Consider the following 15,722-nt stretch of genomic DNA (forward strand, 5'->3'; position numbering starts at 1 on the left):
TTCTCTAACTTTATTATTTAGTTTCTCTGTGTAAAGTCACTTTTTTTAATCTTGGACAGTATTTTTTAAGTTCAATACGGTCTGGATTATTTCTTTTGTTCTTTTTAGTAATGTAGTTTCTGTCACCACATTCTGTACAAGCTAATGTTACATTTACGCGCATTAATATAACCTCCTATAAAATTTAATCTTAACAACTTTTTCATACAACAAAATATATTATAACATTACTTTATAAATATTTCTAGTATAAAATACAAAATTTTTAAATTTTTTTAAAGAAAAATATTTTTGACGTAAAAGCCCTCTACTGATTATTCACCAAATACTTTATAATAATCTTGCTTAAATTTTTCAATACCTATGTCTGTTAAAGGGTGTTTAATCATTTGCTTAATTACACTATAAGGAACTGTAGCAATATCACATCCCAATTTAGCACATTCTGTAACATGAATTGGATTTCTCACACTCGCTGCAATAATTTGTGTATCAATATCATTATTCGCAAAAATTTCCACTATTTCTTCGATTAATAATAGTCCATTGTGAGCAATATCGTCTAATCTACCTAAAAATGGAGATACATAAGTTGCTCCTGCTCTTGCAGCTAGTAAAGCTTGAGTTGGGCTAAAGATTAACGTAACATTAGTTTTAATTCCCTCTTTTTTCAGTACATTCACCGCTTTTAGACCATCTTCTGTCATAGGAATTTTTACTACCATGTTAGGGTGGATTTTAGCAATTTCTCTTGCTTCATCTACCATATCTTTCCAATCAGTAGTAGTTGCTTTTACTTCCCCACTAATAGGTCCATTAACTATTGCTGTAATTTCTTTAATTACTTCTGTAAAATCTCTTCCTTCTTTTGCAATTAAAGATGGATTTGTAGTAACTCCACAAATTACACCTAAATCATTAGCACTTCTAATATCTTCTACATTTGCTGTATCGATAAAAAATTTCATTATGATATTCTCCTCTCGTTTGTTATTACACTTATAATATCACACTTTATAAGCGATTTCAATTCAACAGCGTATTACTTATATATTTGTTTATTGTTTTTTAACCCAATATATGATAGAATAACACTATAATTAGGAGGCAGATGATGAAGAAATTTTTAGAAAAAGTACCATATTTAATTTTTTCTTTCTTTTTATTTATAATACTCCCTCTGTGTTCTTATTTTATATCAAATAGATCAGGTATGATAATATTACTTTTAATTATTTTATACCCTGTTATTAGTTTTCTAATCTCATTTCTATATGCATATAACAAAGAAGACTTTAGCTATATTTTCTCATTTATTATAGGGATTTTTTATACAATATCTTGTTTAATCATATTAAACTTTGATATTCTTATATATGGTTTAGGGTATATATTCTTCAGCCTTTGTGGTCAAGGGACTGGTTTTTTAATTGGGAAATTTCGAAAACATAAAAAAAGAGCTAAACAGAGTTAGTTAAATTTTAAAAAGAGAAGAAGCCATTACATAACGTAAATAACTTCTTCTCTTTTACTATTTCTAAATACTATATTTTCATATGATACTATTAAGATCTCTTTCCTATATTTCGTATCCTAAAAGCATTCCGCCTTCTTCTCCATAAAAACTACAGATACCAGAAGTAGGAAGAATCATAAACTCTATATTTGAAAACTTTTCTCTTAATTTGTCTTGTATTTTTCTGCAAATATCTTCATTGTTTCTATGAGTGACAACAACTCTTCCACCTTTATATCCCGCTTTTATCATTTCGTCTACTACTGTAGAAATAGCCTTCTTCTCACCTCTGACTTTATGAAGTAAATGCAAAGTTCCTTCATTACTAGCTTCACCAACCATGCGCATATTTAATAATCCTACAACAGTAGCCGCAAGTTTGTTTAATCGGCCATTTTTCACCAAATTATCAACTTTTTCCAATACAAAAATAAGTTTAGAGTTTTCTTGATATTTCTTCATTTCTGATACTACTTCATCAAAAGACAACCCTTCTTTTATTAGCTCATTTATCTTAAGAAGGTATAAATCATTTTCTCCACCAGCAGAAAGAGTATCAATAATATGAATATTAACATCTTTATTTTCTTCTTTTAGCATCTTTTCACCAATAACAGCACTATTATAACTTCCAGACATTGCTCCAGTTAATGTAAGTACTATGACATTTTTAGCCCCTCTATAAGCAGCTAAATATGCCTCTGGACTAGGACAAGCTGATCTTGCTGGTTCTGAACTAGCATACATTTCTTCCATCATTTTATCGATATCTAAGTCTAATGTATCAACAAAAACTTTGTCTTCAATTTGTAGTGAAAATGGAACTCTTTCATAAATAACATTTTCTGCTTTGTTAGGTATTTCCCTAAAATCACAAGCAGTATCAACTACAATTTTCCACTCCATAATATACCTCCAAGTATTATTTTAAATTATTTTTTCTACTAAATCGTGTGTCTTTTTATATAATCTAACCGTGTCACAAGCTGAAACTATTACTTCTGGCAATCCATCTCTTTTTTCTTCGTTCATACACATTACAAAATTGTTGTACATTGTTTCAGAACTTTCTTCGATAGTCAAACTATTAATTGTTTTACTAATTTCTTGAATTGAAAAGACATTTTTTAAACATGTAATAACTATCAATCTTGCTAACTGTCTTCTATTATATTTTTTCTTAATCGGTTTCTCTAAATGACCATTTTTAACATAATTATTAATCATTGCCGAGGTTAGTCCTTTATCATCATCTACGATTGAACAGTTATCTAATTGATTAACATATAATAAAACCTGATCTAGATAAAGATCAATGTTAGGTAATTCTGACCATTTCGGATATACTTTGTTCAAATATATACCTCCCTATAATCTAGTTTTAATAACCATATTATATAGTCTTTTTAAAAAACAGTCAAGTTATTATGCAACTAAAAAAGGAACAGTTCGATAAAATCAATTTTATCAAACCGCTCCTACAAAGATTATATGACACCTAAAAAGCCCATATAAAGCAAATTCAGATATAAATAAATCACCGTATCAATGAATTTTTATATAAATTTTTTAAATTTAAACCTTTATTATCAGCATAATATTTATTAATTAGATAATTTTATTTTTTTCTTAATTTCTCTTCTCATAAAAAGATAATAGAATAGTACACCTAAGGCATAAACAGCAAGTCCAATTATCCAACCAATCCATAATCCTTCTATGCCAATTCCCATTTTGAAAACAAAATAATATGCACAAGGAATTCCAACTAGATAATAACCAACAAACATAACTATACATATTGGTACTACTTTTTTGTATCCGCGTAATACACCTGCTAATGCTGAAGCAAATGAATCACACATCGCAAAACCGATTGCAAATAATAACAACTCAGATGTTAAAGTAATTACACCAGTATCATTACTATATAAATAAGGGATTTTAGTATTAAATAACCAGACGATTAATCCAGCTATTGCAGACAAAATCATTCCCATAATTACTGTTAATTTTGTATACTCAGTTGCCAATTTATAATTCTTAGCTCCTACATGATAAGCTACTATAATAGTCGCAGTATTTGCTACACTAACTGGCAGAGTATATAAAAAACCAGAGAAATTCAACGAAGCTTGATGAGAAGCAATAATTGTCGTATCAAAACGCGACACCATTAATGACAATGTTGAAAAAACAACTGTTTCTAGTGCAGTAGCTATTGCTATTGGAATTCCTAGTTTAAAAATCTCCCACCATTTTTCAAATCTAACTTTTTCTTTCTCAAATATTTTATACTTATTAATTTTAGGGTTTGTTAGTACTATAAATAATGCAATAAAAAATAGTACTGTATATGTTACTGAAACAGAAATTGCATTTCCAGCTCCACCAAGTTCAGGCATACCAAATTTACCAAAAATGAAACTATACGCAAAAAATACATTTACAGGTACTGATATAATCATCATTATCATAGATAATCTAGTTAATCCTAAACTATCTATAAATGAACGTAAAACTACATATAGGAAGATTGACAGTACCCCAAAGCTTTCATAAAACAAATATTTCTTTGTTATTTCCGCGATATTACTATCCAAACCTAATTGATCAACTATTGGTGTAGCTAATGTATTTAGTCCAATAACAAGAATAATACTTATTATTAACGCTATATAAAGAAACTGTCTAACAACTGTAGGAATATCTTCTTCTTTATTTTTTCCTATTAATTGTGAAACTATTGGAATTAATGCTAAAACAATCGCATTTAAAGTGTACATAATTGGATTCCAAATATTAACACCCATACTAACACCCGCTAAGTCTGTAGGACTATAATGTCCCGCCATAAACGTTCCAATCATTCCTGATGAATACGAAATTACTTGATAAGCTAAAACAGGCAACAATAGGTTAATAAAAATACCTGCACGTTCAGAAAAGTTTTTTCCTTGATACATATGTTCTCTCCTTTATATATTTTTCTTTTTCACACAAAAAAAATCCAAAAGTTTATTACTTTTAGATATCATCGATTTATACTATATGCAACCGAGACTTGAATAGATTAAAAAACCGTTAGTCTAATCGCCAACTCAACCTCGACAAAAACTCACACCCACAATAGACTTACTTAATGCTGCTTCCTTCCGGACCTGACATGGTTCATAAGTATTGCGTCGTAAGGTGCCTTAGTCTCAACATTACGTGTTAAACTCGACATTCCCTATTCTACCCGCATCTCGGTATTCGGTCTTGCTAAAGCGGATTGCAAGTACAGGGCACCGCTAACTCCCCACCTAGCATTTTTTAATTATATCAAATTTATATGTAAAAATCAAGAAATAAATAATGTTTCGAGATTAAACACAAAATTACTTACCTTTATATACTATCTAGAGAGTGACTCAAAAATCATGATTTCTAAGAAACAAGATTTTGTCGAGTCACCCCCATGCAGTTTATTTGATATCTAAAAAGCTTTTATAAAGCCGATTTAGATATCAATAAATCACTGCATCTATAAGTTCTCATCTACACTTTGTTAAATTTAAGGACTTTTGGGTCAGCCCCTGAAATTTATTATTGTTTATCTTTTAATATTAGTTAGCCCGTCAATTTCTAATACACATTCACTTTCACTAATAACTAAACAAGGTATACCTATTTTCATATTACCCCTTATTCCTTCAAATTGTGAATATGTATCTCTAACATATAAGAATTCTTTAAAGTTTTTTAACGAAGACATAACTTCTATTTCTTTATATGTTATTTCTAATTCTGATAACTTTTCTTTAAATGGTGCTGTATCCGGACAACTTTCTGCATAATATAAAATATATTCCATAATACTACTTACTTCCTTTCATAAAATTTCTAATATCTCTATTATATCACTTTTATCTTTTTCTTTGAATTTTCACCCTTTGAATCGATGCTGAAAATACAGACGCCAATAATATCCCCATTGCAATTGCACCAGCTTGAAGAATCGTCTCTATTCCCACTTTTGAAGCTACTCCATAATTTTTAGTTACAATATTTTGCATAGTATTATACATTCCATAACCGGGAACTAAAGGAACCATTCCAGTATAAATGAATATCGTAGCCGGTAATTTTAACAATCTAGATGCATTAGTAGATAGAACCCCTACACAGACTGCTCCAAGAAAACTACTTACTACTACATCTGCTAATACTATGTTAGTTACCACTTGAATTAGCCAACCGATAGCCCCTATCAATCCACATGTTGGGAGAGATTTTTTTGGAGCATTGAAAAATATTGCAAAAGATAAACTGACAACAAAACCTGCTATAAATTGAATAAAAACACTGTTCTCCATAGTTTTCTCCTTACACTAATTTTAATCCCATAACAACTCCAAGAGCAATAGCCGTTGACACAAAAATTGCTGCTTGAATACCTATCATACCTGAAAGATAATCTCCAGCCATAAAGTCACGAACTGCATTTGTAACCTGAACTCCAGGAACTAGCGGCATTAAACTTACGATTATTATACTGAATGGGTTATAAATGAGTAAAATCTTACTCACAACCATTACTAGTAATGTTGTAATAAATGCACCTAGAAAATTACTAACAAAAGCTGTTACTTTATACTTTGCCGTATAGTTTATAAAAATAGCTTGTACTGCCATTATTAAAATTGCATATAAAGAATCCTTAAAGGTCCCACCGAACATTATAGCAAAAAATGGTGCTGACATCATTAAAGCAGATATCACAATATAGGCTGGATACCTTCTTTTAGCTTTAATTTCTCTCATTTTTTTAAATGCATAATCTAATGTGCAACCACCCATTACCATTTTTCTAGATATATCATTCAAAAGTGCAATTTTTTCTAAATCACGATCTCCTAAGACAACCCTACGCATCGCTGTATATGTGTTATCATTATATATGAATGATACAATAACAAAATTATACGTAACTAAACTATTTGCTGCCTTAATGTTATCAAATGATTTATAAATTCTATTCACTGTATCTTCGACTCTATAAACCTCTGCACCATAAGATAACATACTCTTCGCTATCTTCACACTAAAATTTAATAACTTTTTAGCTTCCCTTTCATCCTGTAGAGATTGTAACATTCCTTCCCCTCCTTTTTAATCGCAATATTAAGAAATAATTTCTAATATTTTTGCATATCTACTTTTAAATTCAGTAATCTTGTTCTCTTGAACTTCATTTGCTTTTTCTAATTGATTTAAGATATATTCAATCTTCGATAGTTCTTGTTTTTGTTTTTTTACAAACAATTCATTCTTTTCTGCCATCAAATACTTTCCAAAATTAACCTCATCCTCAGATAAACTCATCTCACCTGATTTTGCAACGATAATTTCATAAATATGCCCATCTTCTTCAATTATATTCTCTGCTGTTATCTTATATCCTAATTGTTGCAATTTTTCTCTAACAAAGTTCTCTCCAACATTAGGCTGCAGTACTAAATTTGGTTTATTAGCTAGTTTCTCTTTTCCTTTTTCTAAAATCTCTGCAATTAACTTTCCACCCATACCACAAATTGTAATCACTTCTATATTATCCGCTAATTCTATGGCATCTAACCCTGCTGCCTTGCGACAATCTATAGTACCGACTAAATTCTCTTCTATAACATTTTTTATCGATACTTTATGCGGACCTTCAACTATCTCTCCAGCTACTGCATAATCAATTTTATCCTTTTTAGCTAAATAGATAGGTAAATATGCATGATCACTACCAATATCTGCTAATCTTCTATTTTCTACATACTCAGCCACTAATTGTAATCTTTTATTAATTGCTAACATCTTATCTCCTTCTTTATTTTAGTCTAAAAAATCTTTACTAAAACTTGTCGTAATTACTGTCTTCCCTCTGTTATCAAAATTCTCAAAATCAGTTATTATATTATCACCAAATTCAGCTTTTAATTTTTTAGAGAGTTTTCTATATTTCTCTTCTTCTTTATAATCTTTTTTGTCAAAAATATCGAGTTGAACTTTTAATTCTTTAGATCTTTTAATGTCATTCAATGATACTCCTAAAAGTCTAACTCCTTGACTGAAATCATAATGTTCAAGCAAAAGATCCCATGCATAATTAAAAATATCATTCGCACTAGAAATAAATTCTGGAATCTTCTTAGATCTAGTAATTGTCTTAAAATCACTAAATCTAACCATTATCGAGATATTATTCCCTACATAATTTCTAGATTGAACTCTTAAACTGACCTTCTCGCTCAATTTTTTAATTTCTTTTAAAATATCATCTTCTTCTATTAAATCACTAGAAAATGTTTTTGAATTCCCAATAGACTTTCTATCAACTGTATATTTAAGCTCATTATTTCCTTCTCCATTAGCTTTATTCTTAAGCCTTAACCCTTGAACACCTAATACACTATGAAGAATTACCTCATTAGCTTCTGCAATATCACCAATTGTATTTATCCCTATTTTTTTCAATTTTTTAGTTGAAGCTTTCCCACAACCATGCATCTCACCTATATCTAAATTCCAAAGAATATCTTTATAGTTTTTTTTATTAATAATGGAAAAACCAAGTGGCTTTTTTAAATTAGATCCCATTTTCGCAAAAAATTTATTAAATGAGACACCTACTGAAGAAGGCATTCCTAGTTGCTTATAAATCCTTCTTTGAATAGTAGCTATAACTTTTATAGGTTCTGAAAAATCAGTCAAATCAATATATGCCTCATCTACAGAAACTATCTCAATTTTATCCGTATATTCTCGTACCAAATCAAAAATCAACTTCGACTCTTGTTGGTATTTAGGCATATCAGGGCGAAGAATTTTTATATTTGGACAAATTTTCCTAGCATCTCCTACACGCATGGTTGTTTTTATTCCTAATTTTCTAGCCTCATAATTAGAAGTTACTATTATTCCATGCCTTGTTTTCACTTCTCCTGCTATTGCTAAAGGTTTTCCTTTTAGTTCAGAGTTATATTTTTCTTCTACGCTAGCATAAAAGCAATTCATATCAATATGAGCAATAACTTTTGACATTCTTTCACCCCTTTAAAATAGACTAAAAACGGGAACAATATAGAACAATTCAAAACGGGAGTGACTCTAAAATAGCGATTTCGAAGAAATCGATTTTGTCGAGTCACCCCCGCAAAGTTTATTAGATATCTAAAAAGCTTTTATAAAGCGAATTTAGATATAAATAAACTACTGCATCTATGAGATTTCATATACACTTTGTTAAAATTTAAGACTTTTGGGGCAGCCCCTTTGAGATGTTCCCTATTCTGATTTCCCGTTATATTTCATTACTAAATTAATGAAAAGTTAATTATTATTATTGGTTTTCTCTTAGTATTATCATACAGTAAGCTTGAAAGCATACTTCTAATCTCAGCTTTTACGGCCGCACACTCTCTAATACTCTTAATTGGATTGTTTTCTAAGTACTCGATTACTTTTTCTTCCGCTTCTTTAATTAGTTCCATACTCTTCTTAACATAGACAAAACCTTTAGTTTGAATAACTGGCCTTCCAACTAGAGTTTTCTCTTTCTTACTAATTGCATATGAAGCAACGAAGATTCCATCATTTGATAATAGTTTTCTATCTTTTAATACACTATCTTCTACATCTCCAATACCACGTCCATCAACCAGTATATTTCCAATTGGTATGTTATTTTGTAATGTTTTAGATTTATTACCACTTAACTCTAGAGTAGTTCCTTTTGCTAAAATATGAATGTTCTCAGCAACTACCCCTGTCTCTGCTGCAATCTCAGCATGTTTACGAAGATTTCTAAATTCTCCTTGAACTGGAATAAAGTGTTTTGGCAAAAGCATATTTAACATCATTTTCAATTCTTCTTTTGTTGCATGGCTAGCAGCGTGAAGACGTTTAGAAGCTGTCACTACATTTGCCCCAAGTTTAACTAATAAGTTAAGAGTTTGGAATAACATCACTTCCATATTTGGTGAAGGTGTAGCTGCAATCATAATAGTGTCTCCAGATTCGATTTGAATACCTTCTATTTTCTTCTCAGCAATATTTTTCATAGCTTCTATCGGTTCACCTTGATCACCTGAAGAAAGAATACATACTTCATTTTGTGGATAGTTTTTTAACTCTTCAATAGAAATTAAATTACTATCTTCAATTTGTAAATAATTCATATTTCTAGCAGTATTAATAGAGGCTTTAATAGCTTGCCCTAAAAGTAAAATCTTTCTATTCTGTACTAATGCAGCTCTTACTATATGAGAAATTGTTAAAAAGTTAGACGCATAACACGTAACTATAATACGTTTATTAGCTTGATAAAATGCATTATCAATTTGTTCAGCCGCTTCATTCTCAGGAACATTATAACCTTTAACATTGGCATTACTTGAGTCACTCAGTAAAGCAAGAACACCTTTTTGACCTAATGTACTAATTTTTACTATATCAGACTTATATTCTTTACTTACTGATTGATCAAATTTAAACTCACCAGTATATACAATATTTCCTTGACTTGTTTCAATACAAATACCTAAAGAGTCTGGCATTGAGTATGTAGTTTTGAAGAATGTTACACTTGCATTGTTGAAATCATACTTATTATTATCTTTTACATAATAAAACTTAATTCTTCTTTTAATACCTAGTTGCTTAAGATGATTTTTCAATAAATCAATAGTTAATTTAGAACCATAAACAGGACATTTTAATTTATCTATAATATATGGCACAGCTCCCATTGAGCTCACATGCCCATTAGATAAAAATATACCTTTAATTTTTTGTCTATTACGTACTAAATAACTAATATCAGGTATAACTGCATCGATACCAATCATCTCTGTTTCAGGAAACATTAACCCTGCATCAAGAACATAAATCTCGTCCCCAATTTCAACCATGTACATGTTTTTTGCTACTTCTTCTACTCCTCCTAATGGAGTTATACGAATCTTAGCTAACTTTTTAGATTTATTTTGTTGAATTTTAGCTTTATTTGTATTATTTATATTCTTAACTACTTGTTTTTTATTTCTTTGTTCTTTTGTTACTACTTTGTTTGTATTTATAGATTTATTATTACTTTTCTTACTTTGCTGAGCATTATTTTTCTTATTATTTTTTTGTATATTTTTAGCAATACTTATTCCATTATTATTACTCATTTTTTTCCTCCTTGTATCATTGATTTTATTGGCTCAAAATCTCTTCTATGAATCGGTGTAACACCATGTTCTTTTAAACCGTCTAAATGTTTTTTTGTTCCATACCCAGCATTATTTTCAAAATCATAATGCGGATATTTTTTTGCATATTCTTTCATTAAATTATCTCGATAAACCTTAGCAATCACCGAAGCTGCTGCAATAGAAACACTTTTCTCATCACCTTTTACCATACTAAAATTCGGTATTGGATAATTCTCAAATGGCATAGCATCTATAAGTAAGAAATCTGGTTTAACAGCTAGCTTTTCTACTGCCCTTTGCATTGCAATACGAGCTGCATTATAAATATTGTATTTTTCTATTTCAATATTATCAACTTCACAAACTGCATATGCTACTGCTTCTTTTTTTATCTGTTCATATAATTCTTCACGTTTTTTCTCTGATAATTTTTTTGAATCATTTAATCCTTCGAAATAGCTATCTTGTTTTAAAATTACAGCTGCAGCGACTACTGGTCCTGCAAGTGGTCCTCTTCCTACCTCATCTATTCCACAAATATACTTACACCCACTATTATAACATTTATTTTCATAAAATGATTTTTTTTCATACTCTTTTTTATAAAAAAGTTTTTTTTCTTGTTTTTTAGTATAGCTTACAAGTAATTTCTGAACTCCGCTTCTTTCATCTTTTTTTAACTCAGTTAATATTTCTTCGGAAATATTTTCCTGATTCAAGAGTTCTTTTACCTCACTAATTTTCATCTTGTCCCTCTTTTTTTAATAAATCACTGTAATTATCTAGTGTAATAAGTCCGAATTTTTGTGTTCTAAAATCTTGAATCAACAACTTAATTGTCGAATCATAATCATAGTCACCGCCAATTTTTTTAAATCTCTTTTCGGCTACTTTTTCCATAATAGTTACATTTTCGTCATCACTAGTAACATTTATTTTATAAAGATTATTTAAATTCTCTAAATAACTTTGTTTTAACAACTCTATTAAATATAAACTTACATCATCAAGCGGTGTAATATCATCCTTTATAGAACCAATTAGGCTTAATTTTTTCCCAATCTCTTGATTATCAAACTTAGGCATAAGAATACCTGGTGTATCTAATAATTCTATATCTTTATTTAGCTTCAACCACTGTTGTTTTTTAGTAACACCCGGCTTATTAGCTGTATTAGCTACATTTTTCTTAATTAGTTTATTGATAAATGTTGATTTTCCAACATTAGGAACACCGATTACCATTGATCTAATCGCTCTTGGTTTTATTCCTTTAGCTACTTGACGTGCTATTTTTTCTGCAAGTTCTTCTTTAGCTTTATCGATAACTTTATTCAGATTATTACTATTTTTTGCATCAGTATAAACTACTGTATATCCTTTACTCTCAAAATAACTTTTCCATTTTGCCGTCTCAGCTTTATCACATAAGTCAATTTTATTAAATATAATTATTTTTTTCTTATCTTTTACCACTTCATCTAAGTACATATTATGTGAAGAAAGTGGGCAACGTGCATCTACTAATTCAAAAACTATATCTACTAGTTTTAACTTTTCTTTAACTTCTCTTGTTGCCTTAGCCATATGACCTGGAAACCATTGAATAACCATAAATCCAACTCCTTATCTTCTTATTTTTTTAAATTTTTCTTATTTTAAACAGTCTTTATTATTTTACCACATTTTTAAATATTTTTAACCTATTTTGTCATCAATTATTCGTAAAACGTTAATATTCTCAAATTTTTAACTAGTGTTACATAAAATATCTCAAATTAAAAAAATACTATATTCAGACTATGTGTAGGTGGCTCTACAATATCAATTTCTCCAAGATCATATCTTAAAGCTACTTCCTTTCATTCAAATACTTTTTTAAATATTCCCTTTTTTAATAAAAAAGAACAAGATAGCTTTTCCTACCTTGTTCATTAATTTTATCTCTTATCTACTTTCTTAACAATCGTATCTCCAAGTATTTGAACAGCAAATACGATGATTAAAATTAACACTGTCGCAACAAATGTTAAAGTACTATTATTACGTTGGAACCCATCTAAATAAGCTAAGTTACCAAGACCTCCAGCTCCAATAACACCTGCCATAGCTGTAGAACCAACTAAAGCGATAGCTGTAACAGTTAGCCCTGAGATTATCGCTGGTAAACTCTCTGGAATTAAAACTTTTGTAATAATCGTAGTATTTTTTGCTCCCATTGCACGAGCAGCTTCGATTACCCCTTTATCTACTTCACGTAAACCAATCTCTACTAAACGAGCATAGAATGGTGCTGCAGAAATAATAAGTGCAGGAATCGCTGCTTGAACTCCAATAATTGTACCAACTAAAGCCTTTGTAAATGGAATTAATAATACAATTAAGATGATAAACGGAATTGCACGAAATATATTAACTATTGCAGTAACAACAGCGTAAAAACCACGTCCAAAAGTACTCTTACTATTAGATGTTAAATATAATAATAACCCTAAAAATAATCCTACTACAAACACCGCAATCAATGACTCAAAAGTCATAATAAGTGTTTCAATTGTTTTATCTTGTACTTTAATCCAATTAACTCTTGAAAAATCAAACATTATAACACCTCCGTTAAGATACCTAGTTCATTTAGTCTAGAAATTGCTTTATCAGTATTCTCTTTAGATCCAATTAATTGAACAAATAACGTACCAATATTAGCATTCGCCGTTTTATCAATATGTCCATTAATTATATTAAAATCAAAATCTATTTCTCGTACTAATGTACTAAGAATTGGTTTTTTCGATGTATTATTATCAAAGGTAAATTTAATAATAACTCCATCAGTAAATACTTTTTTCCACTCTTCAATATTTTCTCTTTCTTCAAACTCTGATGCGAATGATGTTTGCGATAAGAATTTTTTCGTAACTTCTTGTGTTGGATGATAGAAAACTTCAGAAACCAATCCATCCTCAGCGATTGTTCCACCATCTATTACAGCTACTTTTGTACAAATTGTCTTAATAACATTCATTTCATGTGTAATTAAAACGACTGTAATATTTGTTTTGTGGTGTATTTCCTTTATTAAATTTAATACCTCAGCTGTTGTTTCTGGATCAAGGGCACTCGTAGCTTCATCACAAAGTAAAATTGAAGGATTACCTGCCAGTGCACGTGCAATACCTACTCTTTGTTTTTGTCCCCCAGAAAGTTGAGACGGATAAGCATTTAATCTGTCTTCTAAACCTACTAATTTTGCCAATTCCTCTACTCTTGCTTTAATTTCAGCTTTTGATTTCCCAAGAATTTCTAATGGAAATGCAATATTTTCAGCAACTGTTCTACTCCATAATAAATTAAAGTGTTGGAAAATCATTCCAATTCTTTGACGTTTTAAACGACGTTGCTCTTCAGTTATTTTATTAAAGTCATCACCCTCAATGATTACCTCACCATCTGTTGCAACCTCAAGTCCGTTTAACAGCCTTACTAACGTACTTTTTCCAGCTCCAGAATAACCGATAATTCCGTAAATATCACCTTTTTCAACTTTTAAATTAATATCTTTTAGAGCATGAACTTTATTATTATATATCTTATTAACTTTTTTTAATTCAATCATGTCTATCTCCTTTCTCTTTTTGAAAATAAAAAACACCCTTACTCTGATATCCAGAATAAGGGCGTCATACGCGGTACCACCTTATATTTTACTTGTTACAACTACTAACATAGTCTATCCTATAACGTGGACCACCGAACAAAGTTTACAATTTAGTTTACCTTATTAACCACTCGAACCATCTTCATAAATTTCATAATATACCTTCACAGCTCACGGTACTCTCTTAAAAAATTCCATCTATTACTTATACGAGTATTGGTTTCTATTAATTTCTAATTAGTATAACACTATATTTTTCTTGTGTCAAGCGGAATTTTTGAAAACATTTTGAAAAATTCTGAAAATAACATCCTAGTTTTCGATTTTAATCTCATTCTCTCTTAAATATTTTGCTACCACATTAGCCATATCATCTAGTAAATCATCCAGTTCTTCCCAATTTTTCACTGTTGCCCCACTGGCTAATGGATGACCTCCACCAGCATATTTTTCAGCAAGAGTATTGATTACAGGACCTTTAGAGCGGATACGAACACGTACTTTATTACCTTCATCAATAGCAAAACACCACGCGTATAAATCTTTTAGACTTCTAAGTAAGTTAACTCCTGTAGATACTTCTCCTGGATCAACCCCATATTTATCCATATCTTCCTTAGTAATTTTAAGATATGCAACACCATCTTGATAAACATCATATTTTTCAAAAATAAATGCTCTAAAACGCATAATATTTTCACCAATTATTTCCATCTTATCTAAAAGAGCACTCATATTAAAATCATATTTTATTAATTCCGAAGCTACCCTTAAAGTGTCATTAGAAGTATTTGGGAATAAAAATCTTCCTGTATCACCTACGATGCCAAGATACAATAATTTAGCTGCTTCATCATTTAACTTTATATCATAATTACTATTTAAATATTCATAAAAATTATATATTAATTCGCTGCACGATGAAACTTCTGTATTCACCAAATTTATACATCCATAATTATCTAATGGTGGATGGTGATCTATTTTTATAAGAAAGTTGTTTTTTGTAAATAGTTTCCCATCTATTCTTGGGAAGTTAGCTGTATCCGTAACTATTACTAACGTATCCTTATAATCATCTTCTGTTACTTCTGAATTTTTAAATAAGAAATCCAACGATGGAGAATCTTTACCTACAGTAATTACTTTTTTTTCGGGAAAATTTTCCTTAATAAGTTGATACATAGCACCTTGTGATCCATAAGCATCTGGGTCTGGTCTTTCATGTCTATGTATAATAATACTATCATTTTCCTTTATCTTTTGAAAAATCTCCTCATATAACTTTTCGTAGTTTGTACTCATTTAATTTCTTCTT

Annotated in this window: 17 protein-coding genes and 1 other RNA gene; 1 reads left to right on the forward strand and 17 read right to left on the reverse strand. The window is 29.8% G+C overall.

Annotated elements, in window-relative coordinates; all coding sequences use genetic code 11:
* Nucleotides 1-13: 13 nt before the first annotated feature.
* Together rpmG and fsa are read right to left on the reverse strand one after the other, a co-directional pair.
* A complete protein-coding gene (gene rpmG / locus RWQ73_RS01650) occupies nt 14-163 on the reverse strand; it encodes a 50S ribosomal protein L33 (protein ID WP_003145675.1) in 150 nt (49 codons plus the stop codon).
* Between the two features lie 151 nt (nt 164-314).
* Complete coding sequence (gene fsa / locus RWQ73_RS01655) at nt 315-968, reverse strand: fructose-6-phosphate aldolase (RefSeq protein WP_314406392.1); 654 nt, start codon at nt 966-968, stop codon at nt 315-317.
* A 146-nt stretch (nt 969-1,114) separates the two neighbouring features.
* Between fsa and RWQ73_RS01660 the strand changes: the two genes are divergently transcribed.
* Nucleotides 1,115-1,474: a hypothetical protein gene (locus tag RWQ73_RS01660; RefSeq protein ID WP_314085105.1), complete on the forward strand. Its 360-nt coding sequence runs from the start codon at nt 1,115-1,117 to the stop codon at nt 1,472-1,474.
* 105 nt (nt 1,475-1,579) lie between these two features.
* On the opposite strand, the gene RWQ73_RS01665 is transcribed toward RWQ73_RS01660, so the two are convergent.
* From RWQ73_RS01665 to RWQ73_RS01735, 15 genes are all read right to left on the reverse strand, one after another.
* On the reverse strand, nt 1,580-2,422 hold the full coding sequence (locus tag RWQ73_RS01665; RefSeq protein WP_314406393.1) for a DegV family protein: 843 nt from the start codon (nt 2,420-2,422) through the stop codon (nt 1,580-1,582).
* A 21-nt stretch (nt 2,423-2,443) separates the two neighbouring features.
* Nucleotides 2,444-2,872 (reverse strand): DUF1836 domain-containing protein, encoded by a 429-nt coding sequence (locus RWQ73_RS01670; protein WP_314406394.1) that lies wholly within the window; start codon nt 2,870-2,872, stop codon nt 2,444-2,446.
* Between the two features lie 248 nt (nt 2,873-3,120).
* Nucleotides 3,121-4,482 (reverse strand): MATE family efflux transporter, encoded by a 1,362-nt coding sequence (locus RWQ73_RS01675; protein WP_314406396.1) that lies wholly within the window; start codon nt 4,480-4,482, stop codon nt 3,121-3,123.
* 83 nt (nt 4,483-4,565) lie between these two features.
* Nucleotides 4,566-4,830: signal recognition particle sRNA large type (gene ffs / locus RWQ73_RS01680), an RNA gene on the reverse strand.
* Nucleotides 4,831-5,111: 281 nt separating this feature from the next.
* Nucleotides 5,112-5,372, reverse strand: coding sequence for a hypothetical protein (locus RWQ73_RS01685; protein ID WP_314406397.1), 261 nt, complete (start codon nt 5,370-5,372; stop codon nt 5,112-5,114).
* 52 nt (nt 5,373-5,424) lie between these two features.
* Complete coding sequence (locus RWQ73_RS01690; RefSeq protein ID WP_314406398.1) at nt 5,425-5,874, reverse strand: threonine/serine exporter family protein; 450 nt, start codon at nt 5,872-5,874, stop codon at nt 5,425-5,427.
* Nucleotides 5,875-5,884: 10 nt separating this feature from the next.
* Nucleotides 5,885-6,655 (reverse strand): threonine/serine exporter family protein, encoded by a 771-nt coding sequence (locus RWQ73_RS01695; protein ID WP_314406399.1) that lies wholly within the window; start codon nt 6,653-6,655, stop codon nt 5,885-5,887.
* A gap of 27 nt (nt 6,656-6,682) precedes the next feature.
* Nucleotides 6,683-7,363, reverse strand: a complete 681-nt coding sequence (locus RWQ73_RS01700) for a tRNA (adenine(22)-N(1))-methyltransferase TrmK (RefSeq protein WP_314406400.1) — start codon at nt 7,361-7,363, stop codon at nt 6,683-6,685.
* Between the two features lie 18 nt (nt 7,364-7,381).
* Nucleotides 7,382-8,590: a DNA polymerase IV gene (locus RWQ73_RS01705; protein ID WP_314406401.1), complete on the reverse strand. Its 1,209-nt coding sequence runs from the start codon at nt 8,588-8,590 to the stop codon at nt 7,382-7,384.
* A gap of 272 nt (nt 8,591-8,862) precedes the next feature.
* Nucleotides 8,863-10,722, reverse strand: coding sequence for a ribonuclease J (locus RWQ73_RS01710; RefSeq protein WP_314406402.1), 1,860 nt, complete (start codon nt 10,720-10,722; stop codon nt 8,863-8,865).
* The gene (locus RWQ73_RS01715; protein WP_314406403.1) at nt 10,719-11,492 is read right to left on the reverse strand and encodes a ribonuclease HII; all 774 of its coding nucleotides are present in this window, start codon (nt 11,490-11,492) and stop codon (nt 10,719-10,721) included. Before RWQ73_RS01715 ends, RWQ73_RS01710 begins: the two co-directional genes overlap by 4 nt.
* Nucleotides 11,482-12,360 (reverse strand): ribosome biogenesis GTPase YlqF, encoded by an 879-nt coding sequence (gene ylqF / locus RWQ73_RS01720; RefSeq protein ID WP_314406404.1) that lies wholly within the window; start codon nt 12,358-12,360, stop codon nt 11,482-11,484. The genes RWQ73_RS01715 and ylqF overlap by 11 nt, the downstream gene beginning before the upstream one ends.
* Nucleotides 12,361-12,686: 326 nt before the next feature.
* The gene (locus tag RWQ73_RS01725) at nt 12,687-13,349 is read right to left on the reverse strand and encodes a methionine ABC transporter permease (protein WP_314406406.1); all 663 of its coding nucleotides are present in this window, start codon (nt 13,347-13,349) and stop codon (nt 12,687-12,689) included.
* Nucleotides 13,349-14,362, reverse strand: coding sequence for an ATP-binding cassette domain-containing protein (locus RWQ73_RS01730; RefSeq protein WP_314406407.1), 1,014 nt, complete (start codon nt 14,360-14,362; stop codon nt 13,349-13,351). Before RWQ73_RS01730 ends, RWQ73_RS01725 begins: the two co-directional genes overlap by 1 nt.
* Nucleotides 14,363-14,716: 354 nt before the next feature.
* On the reverse strand, nt 14,717-15,709 hold the full coding sequence (locus RWQ73_RS01735) for a bifunctional oligoribonuclease/PAP phosphatase NrnA (protein WP_314406408.1): 993 nt from the start codon (nt 15,707-15,709) through the stop codon (nt 14,717-14,719).
* Between the last annotated feature and the right edge of the window lie 13 nt (nt 15,710-15,722).

Origin of the sequence: uncultured Gemella sp., from assembly GCF_963525875.1 — a bacterium.
GTDB lineage: Bacteria > Bacillota > Bacilli > Staphylococcales > Gemellaceae > Gemella.

Bases quoted from the DNA above. Each gene is read 5' to 3' on its own strand.
- RWQ73_RS01675 (WP_314406396.1), bottom strand. From the start codon at position 4,482: ATGTATCAAGGAAAAAACTTTTCTGAACGTGCAGGTATTTTTATTAAC.
- RWQ73_RS01735 (WP_314406408.1), bottom strand. From the start codon at position 15,709: ATGAGTACAAACTACGAAAAGTTATATGAGGAGATTTTTCAAAAGATA.
- RWQ73_RS01700 (WP_314406400.1), bottom strand. From the start codon at position 7,363: ATGTTAGCAATTAATAAAAGATTACAATTAGTGGCTGAGTATGTAGAA.
- RWQ73_RS01730 (WP_314406407.1), bottom strand. From the start codon at position 14,362: ATGATTGAATTAAAAAAAGTTAATAAGATATATAATAATAAAGTTCAT.
- RWQ73_RS01690 (WP_314406398.1), bottom strand. From the start codon at position 5,874: ATGGAGAACAGTGTTTTTATTCAATTTATAGCAGGTTTTGTTGTCAGT.
- RWQ73_RS01660 (WP_314085105.1), top strand. From the start codon at position 1,115: ATGAAGAAATTTTTAGAAAAAGTACCATATTTAATTTTTTCTTTCTTT.
- RWQ73_RS01695 (WP_314406399.1), bottom strand. From the start codon at position 6,655: ATGTTACAATCTCTACAGGATGAAAGGGAAGCTAAAAAGTTATTAAAT.
- RWQ73_RS01685 (WP_314406397.1), bottom strand. From the start codon at position 5,372: ATGGAATATATTTTATATTATGCAGAAAGTTGTCCGGATACAGCACCA.
- RWQ73_RS01715 (WP_314406403.1), bottom strand. From the start codon at position 11,492: ATGAAAATTAGTGAGGTAAAAGAACTCTTGAATCAGGAAAATATTTCC.
- RWQ73_RS01665 (WP_314406393.1), bottom strand. From the start codon at position 2,422: ATGGAGTGGAAAATTGTAGTTGATACTGCTTGTGATTTTAGGGAAATA.
- RWQ73_RS01705 (WP_314406401.1), bottom strand. From the start codon at position 8,590: ATGTCAAAAGTTATTGCTCATATTGATATGAATTGCTTTTATGCTAGC.
- RWQ73_RS01710 (WP_314406402.1), bottom strand. From the start codon at position 10,722: ATGAGTAATAATAATGGAATAAGTATTGCTAAAAATATACAAAAAAAT.
- RWQ73_RS01725 (WP_314406406.1), bottom strand. From the start codon at position 13,349: ATGTTTGATTTTTCAAGAGTTAATTGGATTAAAGTACAAGATAAAACA.
- ylqF (WP_314406404.1), bottom strand. From the start codon at position 12,360: ATGGTTATTCAATGGTTTCCAGGTCATATGGCTAAGGCAACAAGAGAA.
- rpmG (WP_003145675.1), bottom strand. From the start codon at position 163: ATGCGCGTAAATGTAACATTAGCTTGTACAGAATGTGGTGACAGAAAC.
- fsa (WP_314406392.1), bottom strand. From the start codon at position 968: ATGAAATTTTTTATCGATACAGCAAATGTAGAAGATATTAGAAGTGCT.